Raw genomic sequence first — 17,236 nt, 5'->3', positions numbered from 1 at the left:
TTGGCGTAATGAGACAGACTACAACCGTTTGTTTGTGCACATCCATTCCGGCACTGTGTGAATACATGATTTCCATAGCATTAACCTCCATTCATACCGGAGTGGCGAATATCTATAGAAGATTCTATCTATCGTGCTCCCATTGGGGGCGACATTTCGTTGTGCCTCAATTCGCCAAGGTCAGACTACTTAACGGGCTTCCTGGCACCAAGGAAAAACCGACCTTCTTCGTCCGGTGATGAATCGTTCGATGAAAACCTTTTTTCATCCTTTCGTTTGCCCCAGCAAAACTGGGGTGGGGGACTACTTACAAAGTTATTTATAAACAAAACCGATTCTTTTCTACCAATAATCAATATTGGTGTTACCAAACCCTCAAACGAATGTTTAGTCGAGCGTTCTGCGGCAACTCCGGCGGTCCGCATGGCGACGCCGGGGGGCCCGGAGGACCGGGAACAGCACAAAAGGCCTTAACCCAAACCGGCGGTTAAGACCTTTTGTTTCCCTGGCGGGGATATATCCGAGAGACTTATCCTGAAGAAATATAGCGGGATCTTCTTAGCTCCGCTCCAGGTACTCAAAGTAATCGAAATCAGCCGCTTTCCTGCGGCCCGTCAGGTCCTGGCAGCAGAGGCCGACCATCGCCCCGGTGAAGGTCCCTTCCAGGCAATATTCGTCCGCCAGCCTGCTGGCGTCCAGCTCCGGGCCGATGGCCGTCCAGGCTTCCCCGTCCGGGGAATAATAAAATTGCAACTTGTCATAGTCCACCCGGGCCCGGAGATGGCAGCGCTCCCAGCCGGCGATGCTGACATCCGCGGCGGGCTGGTCGAAGCGATTATTATCGCAACTGAGGATCCCCAGGCACTTGCCGAGGTTCTCATCGTGGGAGATCCGCAGGTAAAACCAGTTCTGCGTATCATAGAAGCAGATCAGGCCGGCCATTTGCTTGAAGGTCTCGGGCTCAAACTCCACGCCGGCGGCGGCGGTGTAGCGAAACGCCTGCTGCCGCCGGGCGACGAGGCTCTGGCTATGCTTGGAACTGAGCGATTCCCGGCCCTTGATCCGCAAATACCCGGGCCGCTCCCGGAGCGAGAAGTGGTCCTCGGTGAATGGAATCCGCAAGATCTGAAAGTGCGGGCTGAGCACGGGCGCATCGAAATCATCCCGAACGGGCTCCTGCGGCCAGGGCTGTTCCGGCAGTCCCGGCCCCTCCACCTCCAGCGCCGGATGATGGCCGCCGTCCGCCAGCTCCAGCCAGCCATCGGCCGACCAGACCACCTTTTGGATGGCGGTCTCCCGGCCCAGCGGGCACCGGCCCCGGGTCGGAATCGGCCGGCCGCAGAGGTGGACCATGTACCAGTCGCCCCGCTGGGTCTCCACCAGGTCGCCGTGGCCGGCTTTCTGCAGCGGCAGGGTGGGATCGTCCCAGGAGGTCAGGACGGGGTTGCGCGGATGGACCTGGTACGGCCCGAACAATGATCGGGAACGGGCCAGCGTCACCGAGTGGTGCAGCGAGGTGCCGCCCTCCGCGGTCAGCAGGTAATAATAGCCGTTCACCTTATACAGATGCGGCCCCTCGGTCCGTCCCAGCTCCGTGCCTTTGAAGATATTGTACTCCGGACCGACCAGCCGCCGCTCGGCCGGGGAGTACTCCTGGAGCGCGATGCCGGCGAAGGGGTTGCGGCCCTGCCGGTGATCCCAGACCATATTGACCAGCCATTTCCGGCCGTCGTCATCATGGAAGAGCGACGGGTCGAACCCGGTACTGTTCAGGTAGACCGGATCGGACCATTCGCCCAGGATATCCGGGGCGGTGACCAGATAATTGTGGGTATCCTTGACTTCACCGCGGGCTTTGACATCGGTGTAGATCAGGTAAAACAAGCCGTCGCAGTAGGTCAGGCACGGCGCCCAGACCCCGCCCGAGGAGGGCGCGCCGCGCAGATCCAATTGCGAGAGGCGGTTCAGGGGATGCGCCACCACCCGCCAATGGATCAGGTCTTTGGAATGATGGATCTGCACGCCGGGAAACCATTCGAAAGTCGAGGTGGCGAGGTAATAGTCATCTCCCACCCGCACGATCGAGGGATCGGGGTTGAAGCCGGGCAGGATTGGATTGGTGATCGTTGGCAAATGCTTCACTCCTCTAAAAATGGATTGGCAACCTTTGATTTAGGACGGCCCATCCCCAGCGTGACCAGAGCCAGGCCGAGCAGGAGCGGGATCGTCGCCAGGATCAGGGGGATGGAAAAGCGGATCGCGATCCAGCCGCCCAACAGCGGGGCGAGCGCAAAGCCGAGACTGCTGACGAACCCCAGCAGCCCCAGGATCGCGCCTTGCCTGCTGCGCGAGGCGCTTTCACTGGAGATGGCGGTGATGATCGGCTCGATCCCGCCAATGATCAGGAATAACAGGGCAAAAACGGCCGTAAAAAGCCACAGGTTGGCGACCAGCGGCAACGGCAGGGAGACGGCCGCTCCGGCGGCGAGCAGGACCATCAGCAGCTTTCGCTTGCTGAACCAGTCGGCCCAGCGGCCCAGGATCAGTCCTGACAACGCCGTCATCAGTGCCACCACGCCGCTGATCATCCCGGTGACGCCGGACGCCCCGGCGATCTGAGAGCGAATCTCCTGGACGTACAGGGCGAGGAACGGCGTGAAAATCGAGCGCGCCACCGTCAAGAAGAGCAGCGCCGTCGCCAGAATGAGGAGCGGCGGGGTGATGATCTCCCGCACCCGAAAGCGTTGGCCGGTTCGCGGGGCCGCTTCCTCGCCGGGAGCCGCCGGATTGTCATGGACGGCCAGCAGGACGATGAAGAAGTTGGCCAGCATCAGCAGCGCTCCGAGATAAAAACTGTTCCGGTAACCCACCGTTTCCGCGACCAAACCGCCGATGACCGGGCCGATCGAGGTTCCGATGAAGGTCGAAGACGACAACAAGCCCAGGGCGTAGGTGAGGTGCGCGTTGGGGGTTCCGGCGACCACCAGGATCGCCGCGGCCGTGACCGTGCCGGTGAACAACCCTTGGGCGAACCTGAGGAGGATCAGCTGATTCACCTGAGTGACCATGCCCATCCCCGCGATGATCAGCATCGCGCAGCAAATGGCCCGCAACAGCATCAGCTTCTTGCCGAATCTGTCGGCGAGCATTCCCCAGATCGGCGTGCCCACCGCCGAGGCCAAGCCGCAAACGGTATTCAAGATCCCGGTGTACATCCGGACCTCGCCCGGATCGGTCACTCCGAGATCCTGGATGTAAAAAGCCAGAAACGGAAGGCCGAAGCCAAAGCTGATATACGATATGACCTGTGCAAACCAGATCGTGTAGAGATTCAGTTTCCAGCGTTCCATCGCCGCGTGTCCCATCCGAGCAACTTTGCTGCTTCTCCGTTGTAAGGGCATGGACCGTAGCCATGCCGCAAGCCTTTTCTCCTATTATAACGGATTCCAAGAAAAAAGGGGCGGTTTTTCGCCGGCCCCTTTCTTCCGTTGCGCTTATTTCTTCTTTAACGAGGCGTCGAAGTCCGCTTTCTCTTTCTCCAGGAGCCGGGCCCATTCATCCAGCATCTGCTTGGCGGTCTTCTGCTTCAGCATCACCATCTGGATGGAAGGCTCGATCTTGGCCTGGACCGTGGTGTAACCGGGCAGATAGTAGGGGTTGGCTCCGAACTTGGTCGCCGGGGAAGTGATCAGCTGGGCGCCGGTCTCCATATAGGGCAGATCGTGAACCCAGGCGTCATCCGCGGCATTCTTGTTGGCCGGAATCTCGCCGTACAGCTTGCCGTAGGCGCTGTTGATCTCGTTGGAGAGGTAGAAAGTCAGGAATTTCCAGACTGCCTCTTTATGCTTGGAATTTTTGGACATGGTCAAGCCCAGCGGCATCAGGCCGGGGTGTTGCCGGAAGCCCTTGATGCTCTTCGGGAAGGGCACCGCCATGAATTTGCTGCGGTCGCCGCCGAAGGCTTTCTCATGGGAACTGGCGGAACCCAGGTTGTGGATGACGACTGCGGCTTTTCCCGATTGGAAGGTCGCGGCCAGCTGCGTCCAGCCCTTGGTCAGATCATCCTCGGGAGTGGCCTGATTGTACAGACCGAGGTATTTCTCGACGAACTCCACGTTCTTGGGATGGTTGATGGTGGATTTGCCTTTCTTGTCAAAGTAATTCTGGATGCCGGAGTAGGAGTACATCAGCATCTCCAGGGTATTGGCGCTGCCGCCGCCGCCCCGGATGCTCAGGCCGTAAACGCCTTTGGCTTTGTCGGTCAGCTTGGGAACGGCCGCGAAGAACTCATCCCAGGTCTCGGGGATCTTCAGGCCCACCGCCTTGAACCAGTCCGGCCGGACCCACATCACCCAGGGCTGAGCGCTGTACGGCAGCGCGTAAAGCCGGTGATGCTTGGGGTCGAAGGAACGGTTGCCGGCCACCAGCGCCGGATTGATCAGTTTCTTATCCGCCCATTTGCTGAAATACTTGTCGAGCGGCTCCAAAGCGCCCATCTGCACTTGTTTGGAGGTGAAATCATTGGTGATGTCGGGATCGGTCCCCGAGGCCAGGGCGACATCCCATTTTTGACGGTAGCCGACCAGATCGCCGGGGATCCCCAGGTACTCCACTTGAATATCGGGGTTTTTGGCCTCAAACTTCTTGACGACATCCTTGAAGAATTGGTCCCGTTCCGGGGTGACCGCAGCCGCCCAGAACGTGATGGTCGATTTTTGGGGCGCGCCATACACGCTGAGAGCCAGGCCGAACACGAATACGAACCCTGCCAGTAACAGAAATAGCTTTTTCCTCACTTACATTGGCCTCCCTTGAAATAGATTTTCTATCATAAACCGCTGACGCGGCTTATTGCGTCAACCTTTGACGGAACCGCTCCCCAGGCCCTGGATCAGGTACTTCTGCACATAGGCGAAGAGCAACACCGCCGGGACCAGACCGATGACGCTCCCGGCCGCCAATGAGGCGTACTGCACGTCATACTCGCCGATCATGAATTTCAGCCCCACCGGAATCGTGAAGAACTTGCTCGACGTGATGAAGGTGAAGGCGGCGATGAACTCGTTCCAGCAGCCGATGAAGGCGAACGAGGCCGTGGCCACCAGGCCGGGCAGGATCAAGGGCAGAATGATCTTAAAGATGACCGTGGTCCGGGTGGCGCCGTCGACCATCGCCGCTTCGTCGATCTGTTTCGGAATATTGCTGATGAAACCCTTCATCAGCAGGGTGTTAAATGGCACCTGCATCACCACATAAAACACCACCAGCGACAGTGGCGTATTGATCAGGCCCACGGTCTTAAAGGTCAAAAACAAGGGGATCAGAAAGATCACCGCCGGCAACAGCTGCGTACAGAGCAGGATGATCATGAACAGCTGTTTGCCGCGGAAATTGAAGCGGGTCAGCGCGTAGCCGTTCAATACCGACAAGACGATGATCGCCACCACCGAGGTCGCGGAGACCAGCAGACTGTTGAGGAAATAGACCGAGAAATGCCCCGCTTTCCAGACATTGATATAATTTTGGAAGGTCGCCGGATGCGGCAGATACTGAACTACCGCGTTGAGCACATCCTTCTCATGTTTGAGCGAGGTGACGACCGTCCACAGAAACGGAATCAGCACGAACAGCAGCATCGCGATTAAAGGGATATAGAACAGCAAGGCACTGGCAAGGAACTTCCGCAGCCTATTCATCGATACTCCTCCCAAACTTGTTCATGGCCAGATAGGTAACTGTAAAGATCATCAGGATGATGAAGATAATCACCGCCAAAGCCGAGCCATAACCGTAGTTCCCTTCGATGATGGCGCTTTGCATCATATAGATCGGCAGCGTGGTGGTGAGATAGACCGGACCGCCGCCGGTCATGGTGAAGATCATGTCGATGTTGTTGAACTCCCAGATCGCCCGCATCAAGGTGGCAAAGACGATCGCTTCTTTCAAAAACGGCAGGGTGATCAGGAAGAACTGCCGGACCGGGCCGCAGCCGTCCACTTTGCCCGATTCGTAAATCTCCGGCGGAATGGTCTGCAATGCCGCCAGCAGGGTGATGGCAAAGAAGGGAATGCCCCGCCAGAGTTCGGCCAGGAGCACCGAGCCGAAGACCGTGCCGGGATTGGCGAGCCAGGCCACGCTATCGTGAATCAGGCCCAATTTGCGCAGGAGGTCGTTGAGCAACCCGATATGCTGGTTGAAGATTAACAGCCACAACATGGTGGTCAGGACGCCTGAAACCGCCCAGGGGATGAACATCGCCGCCCGGGCGAAGGCCCGGCCTTTGAAGGTCCGGTTCAGCAACAGGGCTACGATCATTCCGAAGACCAGTTGCAGCACGACCTCGATGACCACCCAGCGGATGGTCACGGGAATGGTGCGGAAGAAGATCGGATCGTTGGTCAGAATGTCCTGAAAATTCTTCAAGCCGATGAAGCCCCGGCCATACAATTGGTTCATCGAGTAATTTTCCAGGCTGATTTTGAAGACGCTAAACAGCGGCACGAACATCAACAGCAGGATTAGGATCAACGAAGGGGCGATCAGCAAGTAAGGATAGGCCCGTTCGTCCCGGAGCAGTTTGGCGATTTTACCCCGGGTTGCGCTCCCGGAAACAGATGGCTGACTCATGCTTTCTTCCTTTCTCTCTCTGTTCTGCGGGCATTCGCGATGGGCCATGGCGATGAGATTGGCGTATCCCGGGGAAGAAGGGTTCCCACCGCAAAATGCTTTCTTTATAGCATTTTGATAAAGCGTAAACGGCTTTGTTGGCGAAAAGTGCGGTGAAGCGTTCGCGCTTTTCGCTCCAAATCCGTCAAGCTTTCGCAAAATGCTGTAACCTCAGTGTAATCTTTTCGCCGCAGAATCGTAATAAGATATCTTTAACGATCTGTTTGATATTTTAAAAAACAAAAAACCGGCCCATCGTAATGGAGCCGGTCCTCAAAAGGGGCGCGGTTTTAGGCCGGATGGCGGCTGTTCTTGAATTCGGTCGGGGTCATTCCGGTGTATTTCTTAAACAAGACGCTGAAATATTGCGGATTGGGATAGCCGGTCCGTTCCGCCACTTCGTACGTCATCAGATTGGTCTTGGCCAGCAGTTCCCGGGCCTTTTCCATCCGCGCCGCGATCAGGTAGTCGCTGAACTTGATCTTTTGATATTTTTTAAAGATGGTGCTGATATACGCCGGACAGATATTCACTTCCTTGGCCAGCTTGGCCAGGGTAAGATCCGGGTCGTCGAAATGGTTCCGCACATAATCGAGGATTTTGCGCAGACGCTGTTGATTCTCGCTCTCGCCGATCTGCCGGAAATAAGCGATTCCGGCCGGACCGAGCGCGGTCTGGGTCTCCAGGGCGGCCTCGGCCTCTTGATAGGCGTGGGCGATCCCTTCCGGGCCCTGGTGGATATCGCCCACGCCGATGGCGATCTTTCCCTCGCGCCAGCGTTCCGCCAGGCTCTGCAACAGTCCGGCCAGGAACGGTTCCTGGCCCGGGAATTCCGCCTCTGAAACGCCGAGGATCAAGATGATCCGTTTTGGCAAGGCAACCACTTCGCCCGGGAGCGCCGCGGCCGCCAGCCGCTCCCGGCAAAAATCGGCCAGAAAATCGCCGCCGGTCGCGGCCCGGCCGTTCCCCGGCGCTTCGCAACCGATCGCGGCCACGCTGAACCGCTCTTCTTCCGCCAGCTCCAGTCCGAGATCTTTGACCCGTTTCGCCAGATCGGGCGTGGGCTCTTCCGCCAGGAGCAGCTCCCGCAGGAGCTTCTCTTTGAGGATCCTTTGGCTCTGGTCCACCATGCCCTGGAGTTGCTGCTCCTCGCGCCATTCCTCCCCCGCTTTGATGACCGCCTGCAGGATCTCCTCATTATCGGCGTACTTCAAAATATAGTCGCTGGCCTTGAGGTTGAGCGCCTTCCGGGCGTATTCGAACTCATCGTATCCGGTGAGAAAGATCACCTTCACCCCCGGGTCGCCGGCTTTCACGGCTTCCGCCATTTGCAGGCCGTCCATGAAGGGCATCCGGATATCGGAGAGAATGAGCTGCGGCCGGTGTTCCCGGGCCAGGTCCAGCCCTTCGGCCCCGTTCCGCGCGGCTCCGACCACCGTGAAGCCGTGGGCCTCCCAGGGAATGTTCCGGGTGAGCCCGGCGCGGATGATCTCATCGTCGTCGACGATCAGCAGTTTACAGTCAGAATTCATTCATTCTCCTCCTGTCGTTGCTCGGGGAACGGCAGACGCACCAGGATCCGGGTGTACCGGCCCGGTTCGCTGAAGATGTCCAACCCGTAATCGGGCCCGAAATGCAACCGCAAACGTTCGTTGACATTCCGCAGGCCGAAGGTCATCGGATGCTCGGCCACTTCCGGCGCTGCCAGTGATTGGCGCAGCTCGGCGAGGCGCGCTTCGGTCATCCCGGCGCCGTCGTCGTAGACCTCGATCACCGCGTGCCGGCCGGCCCGGTAGCCGGAGACCCGGATGATCCCCTTCTCGGGTTTGTTTTTGATCCCGTGATAGATCGAGTTTTCCACCAGCGGTTGCAACGTCAGCTTGATGATCTTGCAATCGGCGATCTCCTCATTGACGGCCAGCTCGAAATCAAAGTCCTGGCTGTACCGCATCTGCAGGATCAGCAGGTAATTCCGGATATGCTCGATCTCCTCGGCGACGGTGATGACCTCCTTGCCTTTGCTGATCCCGATCATAAAGAATTTGGTGAGGGCTCCGACCATTTTGGCGGCGCGGCCGTTCTCATTCATCTCGATCAGATGCTTGATGGAGCTGAGGGTATTGTACAAAAAATGCGGGTTGATCTGGGACTGCAGGGCCAGCAGCTCGATCTGGCGTTTCTGCTCCTGTTCCTCCCGGACCTTGCGGAGCAGTTGTTTCACCGTATTCACCAGGCTGGTCAATCCTTTGGCCAGGATGCCGACCTCGTTCTGCTCGGCGATGAGGAACTGGGTATCGAAGTCGCCGGCCTCGACCCGTTTGACCTGTTCGGAAAGGTACTTGACCGAGGTGGCGATATTGCCGGCAAAGACCAGCGCCAGCCCGGCCGAGATCAGGCTGAGCACCAGAATGATCGCCAGGGAGGTCGTTTTGATCCGTCCCGCCTCGGCCAGAAGATCCCGCTCCGGCACCACCGCCGCGATCCGCCACTGGTTCATGGTGATCGTGTTATAGACGATGAAGAGTTTTTCGCCGGAGGGATTGCGGCGCTCATAGCCGCCGTCCGCGCCGGCGCGGTCCCGGAGCCCGGCGAGAGCGGCGCGGCTCAAACGGTAGCGGGGAGCGGCGTTCTTGGAGAGGAGCAACCCGTCGGGGCTGATCAGCGCCAGATAGCCGTGGGCGCTCACCCGGATATTGCGCAGGATCTCCAGGAAGTGATCGCTCTTGAGATTCAGGATGACCAGCCCCTTGACCTTCGAGGCCGGGGTGCCGATTAATTTGAAACAACTGAGCACCCGGCGTTCTTCAAAGGTCTCGAAGATCCGGTCGCGATGATCGTTCAGCCAATAGTACCCCTTGGGTGAGCCGCGGTACCTGCGGAGCCATTCCTCCAGGCGGATCCCCTCGCGAACCGCGATGGAATCGTTCATCAGCGAAAATTCGTGGCCGTTGTCCAAATAAATGTAGATCGAATCGATAATCTTGGGATAGCGGCGGTAGATCTCATTCAACCGGTCGTTTAAGCCGATCAGATCAAGGTATTTCTGTTTGGATTCGGGACTGTAACGGTTGAGGATCATGTTTTGAATCGCCGGGTCGTTTTCGATGTTATAGAGCTGCTCGAACATGGTTGCAAAACGGTCGTTGAGGAAGAGATTGGTCTGATAGGCGGTATCCCGGAGCAGGTAGTAGGCGTTGTCGCGCAACTGCTTTTCGGCAAAGAGATACGAGAGAACCCCGGTCAACCCGACCGAGCAGATGATCAGCGGCAGGAAGAAGCAGAGCAGTTTCACTTTGAGCGGCTGATTGGCGAAGTATCGGAGCAATTTTCCCATGAGCGACCACCGTTAGAATCGGAATTCAGCGGCTTAACGCGGGTTGCAAGCAAACGCGAAGCGTTCATGAACCGCAGCTGCCGTTGCATATATAAATCAGTATATAACGATCCGCCCGATAAAGCTATGCAGAGATTCTATCCAGCCCGCTCGTTGCTATCCGGATCCGGATGTCTTACGCTTGGGTAAAATATCCCTCGCCGGGCAGGAGTTTCGCATCCCGCTGAGAATATGTTATACCGGCCGGGACCGCGTGGCTTGAGCCATCCCCAGCAAATTACGGAGGCACAACCTTGCTGCCATTGACCGATATCATCCGCAGATTCTTATTTGGTTCGGCCGCCGATATTACGCGCCGCGACCAACCGGACCCACTCAACCACAATATCCGCACCAACATTCTTCACGGCATCTTTAACGTCGCCACCCTGGACATGGTCAATCCCTTCACCGGGATCTTCGCCATGAAACTGGGGGCCACCAAATTGCAGGTGGCGCTGCTGTCGTCGGCGCCCGCCGCCATCAGCCTGCTGGCGATGATTCCGGGCGCCTGGTTCATTGACCGCCAATCCCGCAAGAAGCAGGTTACCTTCTGGTTCATGCTGGCCCAGCGGTTGTTCTTTCTGGCCATCGCCTGCGTCCCTTTCTTCGAGCCGACCTGGCGGGCGACTCTCTTTGTGGCGATCATCGGCCTGATGAATTTCCCCGGCGCCATCAGCAACATCGCCTGGCAATCGTTTATTTCGAAGATCATCCCGCCGGAACGGCGCACCGAGGCGTTTGCCTTCCGCAACCGGGCGATGAATCTAGTCGGGACTGCCTTGGCCCTGGGGGCGGGGTTCGTCCTGGATCATCTGGCCTTCCCCATCGGTTATCAGGTGGTCTTTTTCTGCGCCTTTTTGCTGGCAATGGCGGAGCTGCACATCTTTACCCGCATCGACGAGGACGCCGCCGCCGGCTATGGGGCGAAGGCCCCGGCCGAGGCCGCAGCCGAGGTCAAACCCAGCGGGAAACAGCTCCGCCTGGGCGAGGTCCTCGCCGAGAAGCGCTTCGTCTCCTATACCCTGGCCTCGGTCCTATTCTATTTTTCGTGGCAGACCGCCTGGCCCCTTTTCAGCTGGTATCAGGTGAAGATTCTGGGGGCCAACAACTTTTGGATGAGCATTCTGAGCCTGATGAACACCGGCGGCTCCTTAATCGGCTACGGTTTTTGGATGAAAGTCCTGAACCGGCACGGCAATTTAAAGACGCTGTTCTACTCGACGCTGCCCATGTTTCTGGTGCCGGCGGTCTACGCCTTTTCCCGCAGCCTGTACGTAGTGGTCGCCTTCAACCTGATCACCGGAGCGATCTTCTCCGGCGTCAACCTGGCGCTCTTCAACGCTTTGCTGGAAGTGACCCCCGATAACCGGAAAACCTCGTACATCGCCTATTACAATACCAGCATCACCATTTCGGCCATCGTCGCCCCCATCGCCGGAGTCAGCCTGTTGCATGTCATGAGTTTCGAATGGGCCTTCATCGTCTGCGCCCTGCTGCGGATCAGCGGCAGTTTCTGCTTTTTGCTCGTGAATAAGCTCCAGGACCGGCAGCCCCACGCTCAAACAGGCCCAGCCTCCCAAGGCTGAGCCGCGCCGGGTGTGCCTCTCTTGATCGGAGCCGCATGAATGGGATGATCAGGATCCGCAATCTTGGGCGGGTTTCGGGGAGACCTGCGTTGTCCCGGCTTCATTCCGCCAGGCCAGGCGCTCGATATAGTCCAGGAACTTATGGATGCTGGGGTCCAGCAACAGGTCCCGGTCTGTGATGGGTTGCTTGAGAAAGAGATTGTCGAGCCGGCGCACTCTGCTCAGGGCGACGTAGATCTGCCCCGAATCGAAAGCGCCACGGCCGGTATCGAGATAGACATTGTTCAGGGTCAGGCTCTGGCTCTTGTGGATCGTTAAGGCCCAGCCCAGCTTGATGGGGAACTGGACGAACCGGCCGACGACGACTTTTTCAATGTTTCCGTCGCTGACCCGGTATTGCGCCTTTTCCCAGGTCTCTTTGGGCACGGTGTGATCCTCGCCGTCGATCCGGACGATGATCTCCTGATCCCTCAGCCTTTTGACGATGCCGGTGGTGCCGTTCACCCAGACCCTGCCGGGGTCGTTCTTGATGAAGATGACCTTGGCCCCTACTTTCAAGGGGAGGATGGGCAGGGTGGGAAAGTCCTCCCGGCTGAATTTCCCGTCGATCGCCGCTTCATACAACCGTTTCGGACCCGGCAATTCCTCCAGTTTGTCGGAGTTGTAACGGTTGGCCGCCTCGTTGGTGCAGGTAAGCACCGTGAGATCTTCGATCCCTTCCAGGCGCGCCTCGGCGCAGACCCGTTCATTCAAGACCCGGATCAGCTCCCGGTCCAGGCTGCAATTGCGGACCTGCTCCAGTAGGCTGATGAACCTGGGATCGGCCTGCCGGAAAACCTCCGAGAACTGAATATAACGGAACGATTGGTCGAGGATGGCGGCGCGGATGGCCCGGGAATTGAAGAAAAAGCGGTTCGCATAGCGCCCGCCGCTGAACTCCCTTCTCTCCTCGGCCCGCACCACCGGCGGCAGCTGATACAGGTCGCCGATCAGCACCAGCTGCACCCCGCCGAAGGCCGCCTCCGACTTGCGGTTGGCCTGCAGCGCCCAATGGACCGCGTCCATCAGATCGGCCCGGACCATGGAGATCTCATCGATGACCAGGGTATCGATTTTGCGGTAGATCTCCGCTTGCCGGCTCTCCTTGATCCGTTCCGGATACTGCGGGCCATGTTCCAGATTGAAAAAGGAATGGATGGTCTGACCGCCGATATTCAGGGCGGCGATCCCGGTCGGCGACAAGAATACGGTATTGCCCTTCAGCTTGGTGAGCTCGTTTTTGGTAAAGGTCGATTTCCCGGTCCCGGCTTTGCCGGATATAAAGGTGATCGGCGTGCCGCTTTGGATGCAATCGAGCGCCGCCTGGAAGGAAGGCAACGAGATATAGGATTGCCGGTCGGCAAGGTTCATCATTTCGCTCCCCATCGGCCCCAAAAATTTCAAGCGCCCGGGCCGGGTCAAGATCGCACCCTTATTATGCAACATTTTGCCGCGGGTCACAAGCTGAATTTGGCTCTCAAGAGAAACGTGAGCCGAATCGACGTCCGTCCCCACTCTTTATTCTAATTTGATCCCGCCGGGTTGTCCTTAACGTAGTGTTTACCGTATTAGGAACTATCGTAGAAAAAACGAATAAGTATTATCCCTAATTCTCTTGGAATATAAGTCTTTTGGGCAAAAAAACATCAAAATTTTCGCCATCACTTGTGATACGATTTTCCCGTACCGGGGGTGACGACGAAAAAAAGACTCCAAATGGAGTCATCAGAGCATACTTCCTTATTTTATTCGTTTACAATAACTTTATAAAGACATTTCTCAAGAGGCTCTAAACTGTTATCTACGGCAATGATCATGGCTTTCAATAACTCTTGGCCATCGATCCGTGACCAATCAATATCAAACCCGTTATCCAACGCCATACAACGAATAAACTCTCTTATCGTCCGCCCATTGCCCTCTCTGAACGGATGAATCATGTTAAGTTCAGACATGTAATAAGCGGCTCTCTTTATAAAAACTTCTAGGCCGAGTTTTCGTAGATGATTTTCTGCAGCTAGTTTAGCTAATAGGGACTTGAGATTGGGTTCAAGGAATTGACTCTTACAGAAGAAAGTATCTTCTTTCCAAATATCCTCTAGCCTAAGTTTCCCGGCAAAAGGGTAAACGTCTTGAAAAATATGCTTATGTATATTCCTTAAATGGGTTATCCCAAACCTACCCTTTATCGGATTCTTTTCAAGCATGTATTGTCGCATCGCTGTGACATCTGCCTCGTATTGGGTAAGCGTCTTGGAATCCGTTATTCCAGCTTTATTCTTCAGAACATCTGTATCGGGATAGCAATAGATTGACTGAGTTGTTTCAATACGGTCATACTTCGAAAAACCACTAGTCATTTCGAATGCCTGCAAGATACCTTGCTTTAATCCTAGCAATAGCTTCCTGACCGCTAATCTTACCTTCAAGGAATTGTCTGCCTAGAGCAATAGTAATTTTGTCCGGTTGTAATCCCTCAACCGCCATCGACGCATGAACACTAGCCAGCGCTTTATTGACTCTTCCTTGGAGCTTGAATTCTTGGGCCATTATTGGAACTTTAACTCCAGAAGATGATCTTCTTTTTACTTTCACTTTTACTTTAGGCACGGTATCAGCCCCTACTCTGCAGTACTCATATAAATTTATTCCTCATCATAATATTCAATTCGGACTTCTTACGTTCAACACCGCAAACCTTACAGATTAGAATTTTCTTTTTCTTGAGAAGAAATTCTATATTTTTTTAAAATCCCCTTTCAAAATGAAAAGGAACATTATGATAGCATTGATATCCGTTCCTGTTGATAAACCTTAATTTAGGCGCGCCCTACAAGCGAGTGTCGGTCGAGTCAACCGCTCTGGCATCGGAGCTGATAATACCCAACATATGAATCGATACTGCCGAAATACCGAATCACTCTTTCCACCGGTCCTTATTTGCCCAAAACGGGCATTTGGGACAATTTTCTCCCTCCGGATAGTCAATTCCCTCTTCGTGGGGACACCCGAGAATTTTACCCGGCGTTACAACGCTTTGAGGCTTATGAAGGTTAATAAATTCAATGATTTGTCGGTTGATCTCCTCATTCCAGCGTAGATCTTTTTCGGAAACCCATTTATGTTGCTCCATCATTTCGTCCTGTTCATTCAGGATTGATACCACGACTTTCGTTGCATCCTGATTGGTTGGCCCGTAATAAATAATCGTGGCCAGCGGATACCCGTGGAATCTTTTCTTTGTCCATTTCTCCAGCCTATACGTATTCGGTTTGTTCAACAAGCGACACACCCCTTTGCAATTCTTATCCTTGAACTCCCAACCCGTGCGGTTATTACCGATATCAAAAGATTTGATTATGTCACTATCATCACATTTTACTACTATCAAATCTCATGATACCATGGGATGAAACCAAAGAAAATGTACCAACGAGGTAAACTTAAAATCCTGTGGCAGCATCGTAATTATATTCAATTTTACTACGTTTTTCAAAACTGTAACCCACAAAACAAATGGAATTTGTTGTCGCTGCGGAAACTTCATCCTTCTTCCGAATTCCCGCGAATTTGGATCCCGGCCCTCACCGTATAAGCCGTATTCCCAAAAAGCTTTATTCAGTTTCCAAAGATTTTCCTCGAACCATTCAAGATGTTCATCCGGTTGCTGAAAATGTTCGCACAGTTATGGTGCATGCTATCTCAGTTCCTGTGCATGATCACTCGGTTACGGAGTATGTTCGCACAGTTACTGTGCAAGCTTACACAGTAACTGTGCGAACTCTCGCGCTTGCCGTGCATCCTCCCACAGTAACCGTGCATAGTCGCCCAGTTACGGAGTATACTCGCACGGTTGCCGGGCGGGATCACGGAGCTGGCGGCCTTTTTCAACAGTACTCAATACCAGTTGATATATATTTTGCAATAAGTTTTTGTACACTCAAAATCATTGCAACATATTTCAACTCATGTAGCGAGATTCATTGTTGGTTAACTCCGTAAGAAACGGCTAAAAGTTGCTGGGTCCACTCAGACTAAAACCGCAAGAATAGCGAATTTTCAAATCCGACTTAAGTCTTTCGGCAAGAAGTACAATTGGTGGAATGGAATATACTTTGATTGCCAAGAGTGCTCGTAGCTTTAATTTTAAAGAATATCCTTTGAAGCCGCGTCTCAAAATATCAGGCTGGAAAACAAACGAAAATAATTTTTAAAAGAAAATTAAAAAAATTTTAAACCTCAGCAGGATTATGGAACCGGCAAACGAATTAATTAATTAAATTAATTGTTCTTGGAAGGATACCGCATGATTACCAAAAACCCCCGTGGCAAAAATACGGTTCAACTGCAATTGGAAAACCGTTCGACCTTATTGAAACTGCTCCGGCAGCATGATCACGTCTGCCGCAAGGATCTGGCCGAAATGAGCGGTCTGACCGGCGCGGCGGTTACCAACCTGATCCGCGACCTGATCGAAATCGGCCTGGTGAAGGAAGACCGCGACTTCGCCAGCTCCTCAGGCAAAAACGCCATCCCCCTGCAACTGAACTTCCGGCGTTTTCTGGCCGTCGGCGTCAATCTGAGGCGGGATCACATCTCCTATGCCTTATTCGATCTGAGCGGGGCATTATTGGAAAAAAACAAGCTTTATTGGGAGACCGGCGCTTCGATAGCTGAAATTTTGAATCAATTATATTTGGCGGTTCAGTCCTGCATTCAAAGCAATGAAAATAAAGGCCGGGTCATCGGGATCGGGGTCTCGGCGCCCGGACCGATCAATCTCGAGAAAGGCGAACTCGCCCTCGTATCGAATGTGCCTTCCGAATGGAAACAATCCGTCCCGATCAAACGATACCTGGAAGAACGCTTCAATCTCCCGGTACTGCTGGATAACAATTCCAACGCGGCGGCTTTAGCTGAGAAATGGTTCAGCGAAGGACAGGAATGTCACAACTTGGTATCCATTTTCATCAGCAAAGGCATGGGAGCGGGAGTGATTATCGACGACCAGATCTACCACGGCGCCTTCGGCTTCGCCGGCGAGATCGGTCATATGAGCATCAACTTCGACGGGCCGGCCTGCGGGTGCGGCAATAAAGGGTGTCTGGAACTCTATTGCTCCACGATGGCCCTGCTCGCCAAAGCGCAGCAAATCCGCGGATCCGACACCATTAGCCGATTCGAAGTCTTCAAAGAGCAGGTGAAAAAGGGAGACCCGGATCTCATGAAGCTGGTGGTCGAGAGCGGAAAATACCTCGGCTATGCCATCGTCAATTTGACGAATACCTTCAATCCGGAGTTAATCGTGATCAACGGAGATATGAACGACTTCGGCTCCTTCTGGCTGGATAGCATCAGACAGGCGGCTTTGGAACGGCTTCCTCCCGAGGTAGCCGCCGGATTGCGGATCAAACTGACTTCATTGTCAGAAAATCCGCTGCTCTTGGGAACGGTAGCCATGGTCAGCAATTATATCTTTGAAAATCCGGAGTTAAACCTGTTTGTGGCGAAGTGGCAAGCTTAACCGGATAATCAAAGGTTTGTCTTCCCAATTAATTAAGTTAATTAA

General features: G+C 54.7%; 14 protein-coding genes. 2 read left to right on the top strand and 12 right to left on the bottom strand.

Annotation, left to right across the window (positions count from 1 at the left end; genetic code table 11):
• Positions 1 to 558: 558 nt before the first annotated feature.
• The 7 genes from EDC14_RS03235 to EDC14_RS03205 form a co-directional block, all read right to left on the bottom strand.
• Positions 559 to 2,133, bottom strand: a complete 1,575-nt coding sequence (locus EDC14_RS03235) for a glycoside hydrolase family 43 protein (RefSeq protein ID WP_132012732.1) — start codon at positions 2,131 to 2,133, stop codon at positions 559 to 561.
• A gap of 5 nt (positions 2,134 to 2,138) precedes the next feature.
• Complete coding sequence (locus EDC14_RS03230) at positions 2,139 to 3,350, bottom strand: MFS transporter (RefSeq protein ID WP_165907756.1); 1,212 nt, start codon at positions 3,348 to 3,350, stop codon at positions 2,139 to 2,141.
• A 144-nt stretch (positions 3,351 to 3,494) separates the two neighbouring features.
• The gene (locus tag EDC14_RS03225) at positions 3,495 to 4,796 is read right to left on the bottom strand and encodes an ABC transporter substrate-binding protein (protein ID WP_132012730.1); all 1,302 of its coding nucleotides are present in this window, start codon (positions 4,794 to 4,796) and stop codon (positions 3,495 to 3,497) included.
• Between the two features lie 60 nt (positions 4,797 to 4,856).
• Positions 4,857 to 5,696: a carbohydrate ABC transporter permease gene (locus EDC14_RS03220; protein ID WP_132012729.1), complete on the bottom strand. Its 840-nt coding sequence runs from the start codon at positions 5,694 to 5,696 to the stop codon at positions 4,857 to 4,859.
• The gene (locus tag EDC14_RS03215) at positions 5,689 to 6,627 is read right to left on the bottom strand and encodes a carbohydrate ABC transporter permease (protein ID WP_132012728.1); all 939 of its coding nucleotides are present in this window, start codon (positions 6,625 to 6,627) and stop codon (positions 5,689 to 5,691) included. Before EDC14_RS03215 ends, EDC14_RS03220 begins: the two co-directional genes overlap by 8 nt.
• 329 nt (positions 6,628 to 6,956) lie before the next feature.
• Positions 6,957 to 8,198 carry a response regulator gene (locus EDC14_RS03210; RefSeq protein ID WP_132012727.1) on the bottom strand — a complete coding sequence of 414 codons (1,242 nt, stop codon included), beginning with the start codon at positions 8,196 to 8,198 and terminating at the stop codon, positions 6,957 to 6,959.
• Positions 8,195 to 10,000 carry a sensor histidine kinase gene (locus EDC14_RS03205; protein ID WP_132012726.1) on the bottom strand — a complete coding sequence of 602 codons (1,806 nt, stop codon included), beginning with the start codon at positions 9,998 to 10,000 and terminating at the stop codon, positions 8,195 to 8,197. Before EDC14_RS03205 ends, EDC14_RS03210 begins: the two co-directional genes overlap by 4 nt.
• A gap of 293 nt (positions 10,001 to 10,293) precedes the next feature.
• Between EDC14_RS03205 and EDC14_RS03200 the strand changes: the two genes are divergently transcribed.
• A complete protein-coding gene (locus tag EDC14_RS03200) occupies positions 10,294 to 11,628 on the top strand; it encodes an MFS transporter (RefSeq protein ID WP_132012725.1) in 1,335 nt (444 codons plus the stop codon).
• 48 nt (positions 11,629 to 11,676) lie between these two features.
• Here the strand turns inward: EDC14_RS03200 and EDC14_RS03195 are convergent, their stop codons facing one another.
• The 5 genes from EDC14_RS03195 to EDC14_RS27720 all read right to left on the bottom strand — a co-directional run bounded on the left by EDC14_RS03195 (position 11,677) and on the right by EDC14_RS27720 (position 15,844).
• Complete coding sequence (locus tag EDC14_RS03195; RefSeq protein WP_207930698.1) at positions 11,677 to 13,038, bottom strand: ATP-dependent DNA helicase; 1,362 nt, start codon at positions 13,036 to 13,038, stop codon at positions 11,677 to 11,679.
• A gap of 374 nt (positions 13,039 to 13,412) precedes the next feature.
• Positions 13,413 to 14,027 (bottom strand): Fic/DOC family protein, encoded by a 615-nt coding sequence (locus EDC14_RS03190; RefSeq protein WP_132012723.1) that lies wholly within the window; start codon positions 14,025 to 14,027, stop codon positions 13,413 to 13,415.
• Positions 14,020 to 14,277, bottom strand: a complete 258-nt coding sequence (locus tag EDC14_RS03185) for an antitoxin VbhA family protein (protein ID WP_243662790.1) — start codon at positions 14,275 to 14,277, stop codon at positions 14,020 to 14,022. The genes EDC14_RS03190 and EDC14_RS03185 overlap by 8 nt, the downstream gene beginning before the upstream one ends.
• Positions 14,278 to 14,584: 307 nt before the next feature.
• Positions 14,585 to 14,947, bottom strand: coding sequence for a hypothetical protein (locus EDC14_RS03180; RefSeq protein ID WP_243662789.1), 363 nt, complete (start codon positions 14,945 to 14,947; stop codon positions 14,585 to 14,587).
• A gap of 729 nt (positions 14,948 to 15,676) precedes the next feature.
• Positions 15,677 to 15,844, bottom strand: coding sequence for a transposase (locus EDC14_RS27720; protein WP_424337391.1), 168 nt, complete (start codon positions 15,842 to 15,844; stop codon positions 15,677 to 15,679).
• Positions 15,845 to 15,973: 129 nt separating this feature from the next.
• Between EDC14_RS27720 and EDC14_RS03175 the strand changes: the two genes are divergently transcribed.
• Positions 15,974 to 17,191, top strand: a complete 1,218-nt coding sequence (locus EDC14_RS03175) for an ROK family transcriptional regulator (protein ID WP_132012721.1) — start codon at positions 15,974 to 15,976, stop codon at positions 17,189 to 17,191.
• Positions 17,192 to 17,236: the final 45 nt, after the last annotated feature.

The organism is Hydrogenispora ethanolica (assembly GCF_004340685.1).
Classification (GTDB): domain Bacteria; phylum Bacillota; class UBA4882; order UBA8346; family UBA8346; genus Hydrogenispora; species Hydrogenispora ethanolica.
This window is presented reverse-complemented; position numbering and strand designations above follow the sequence as displayed.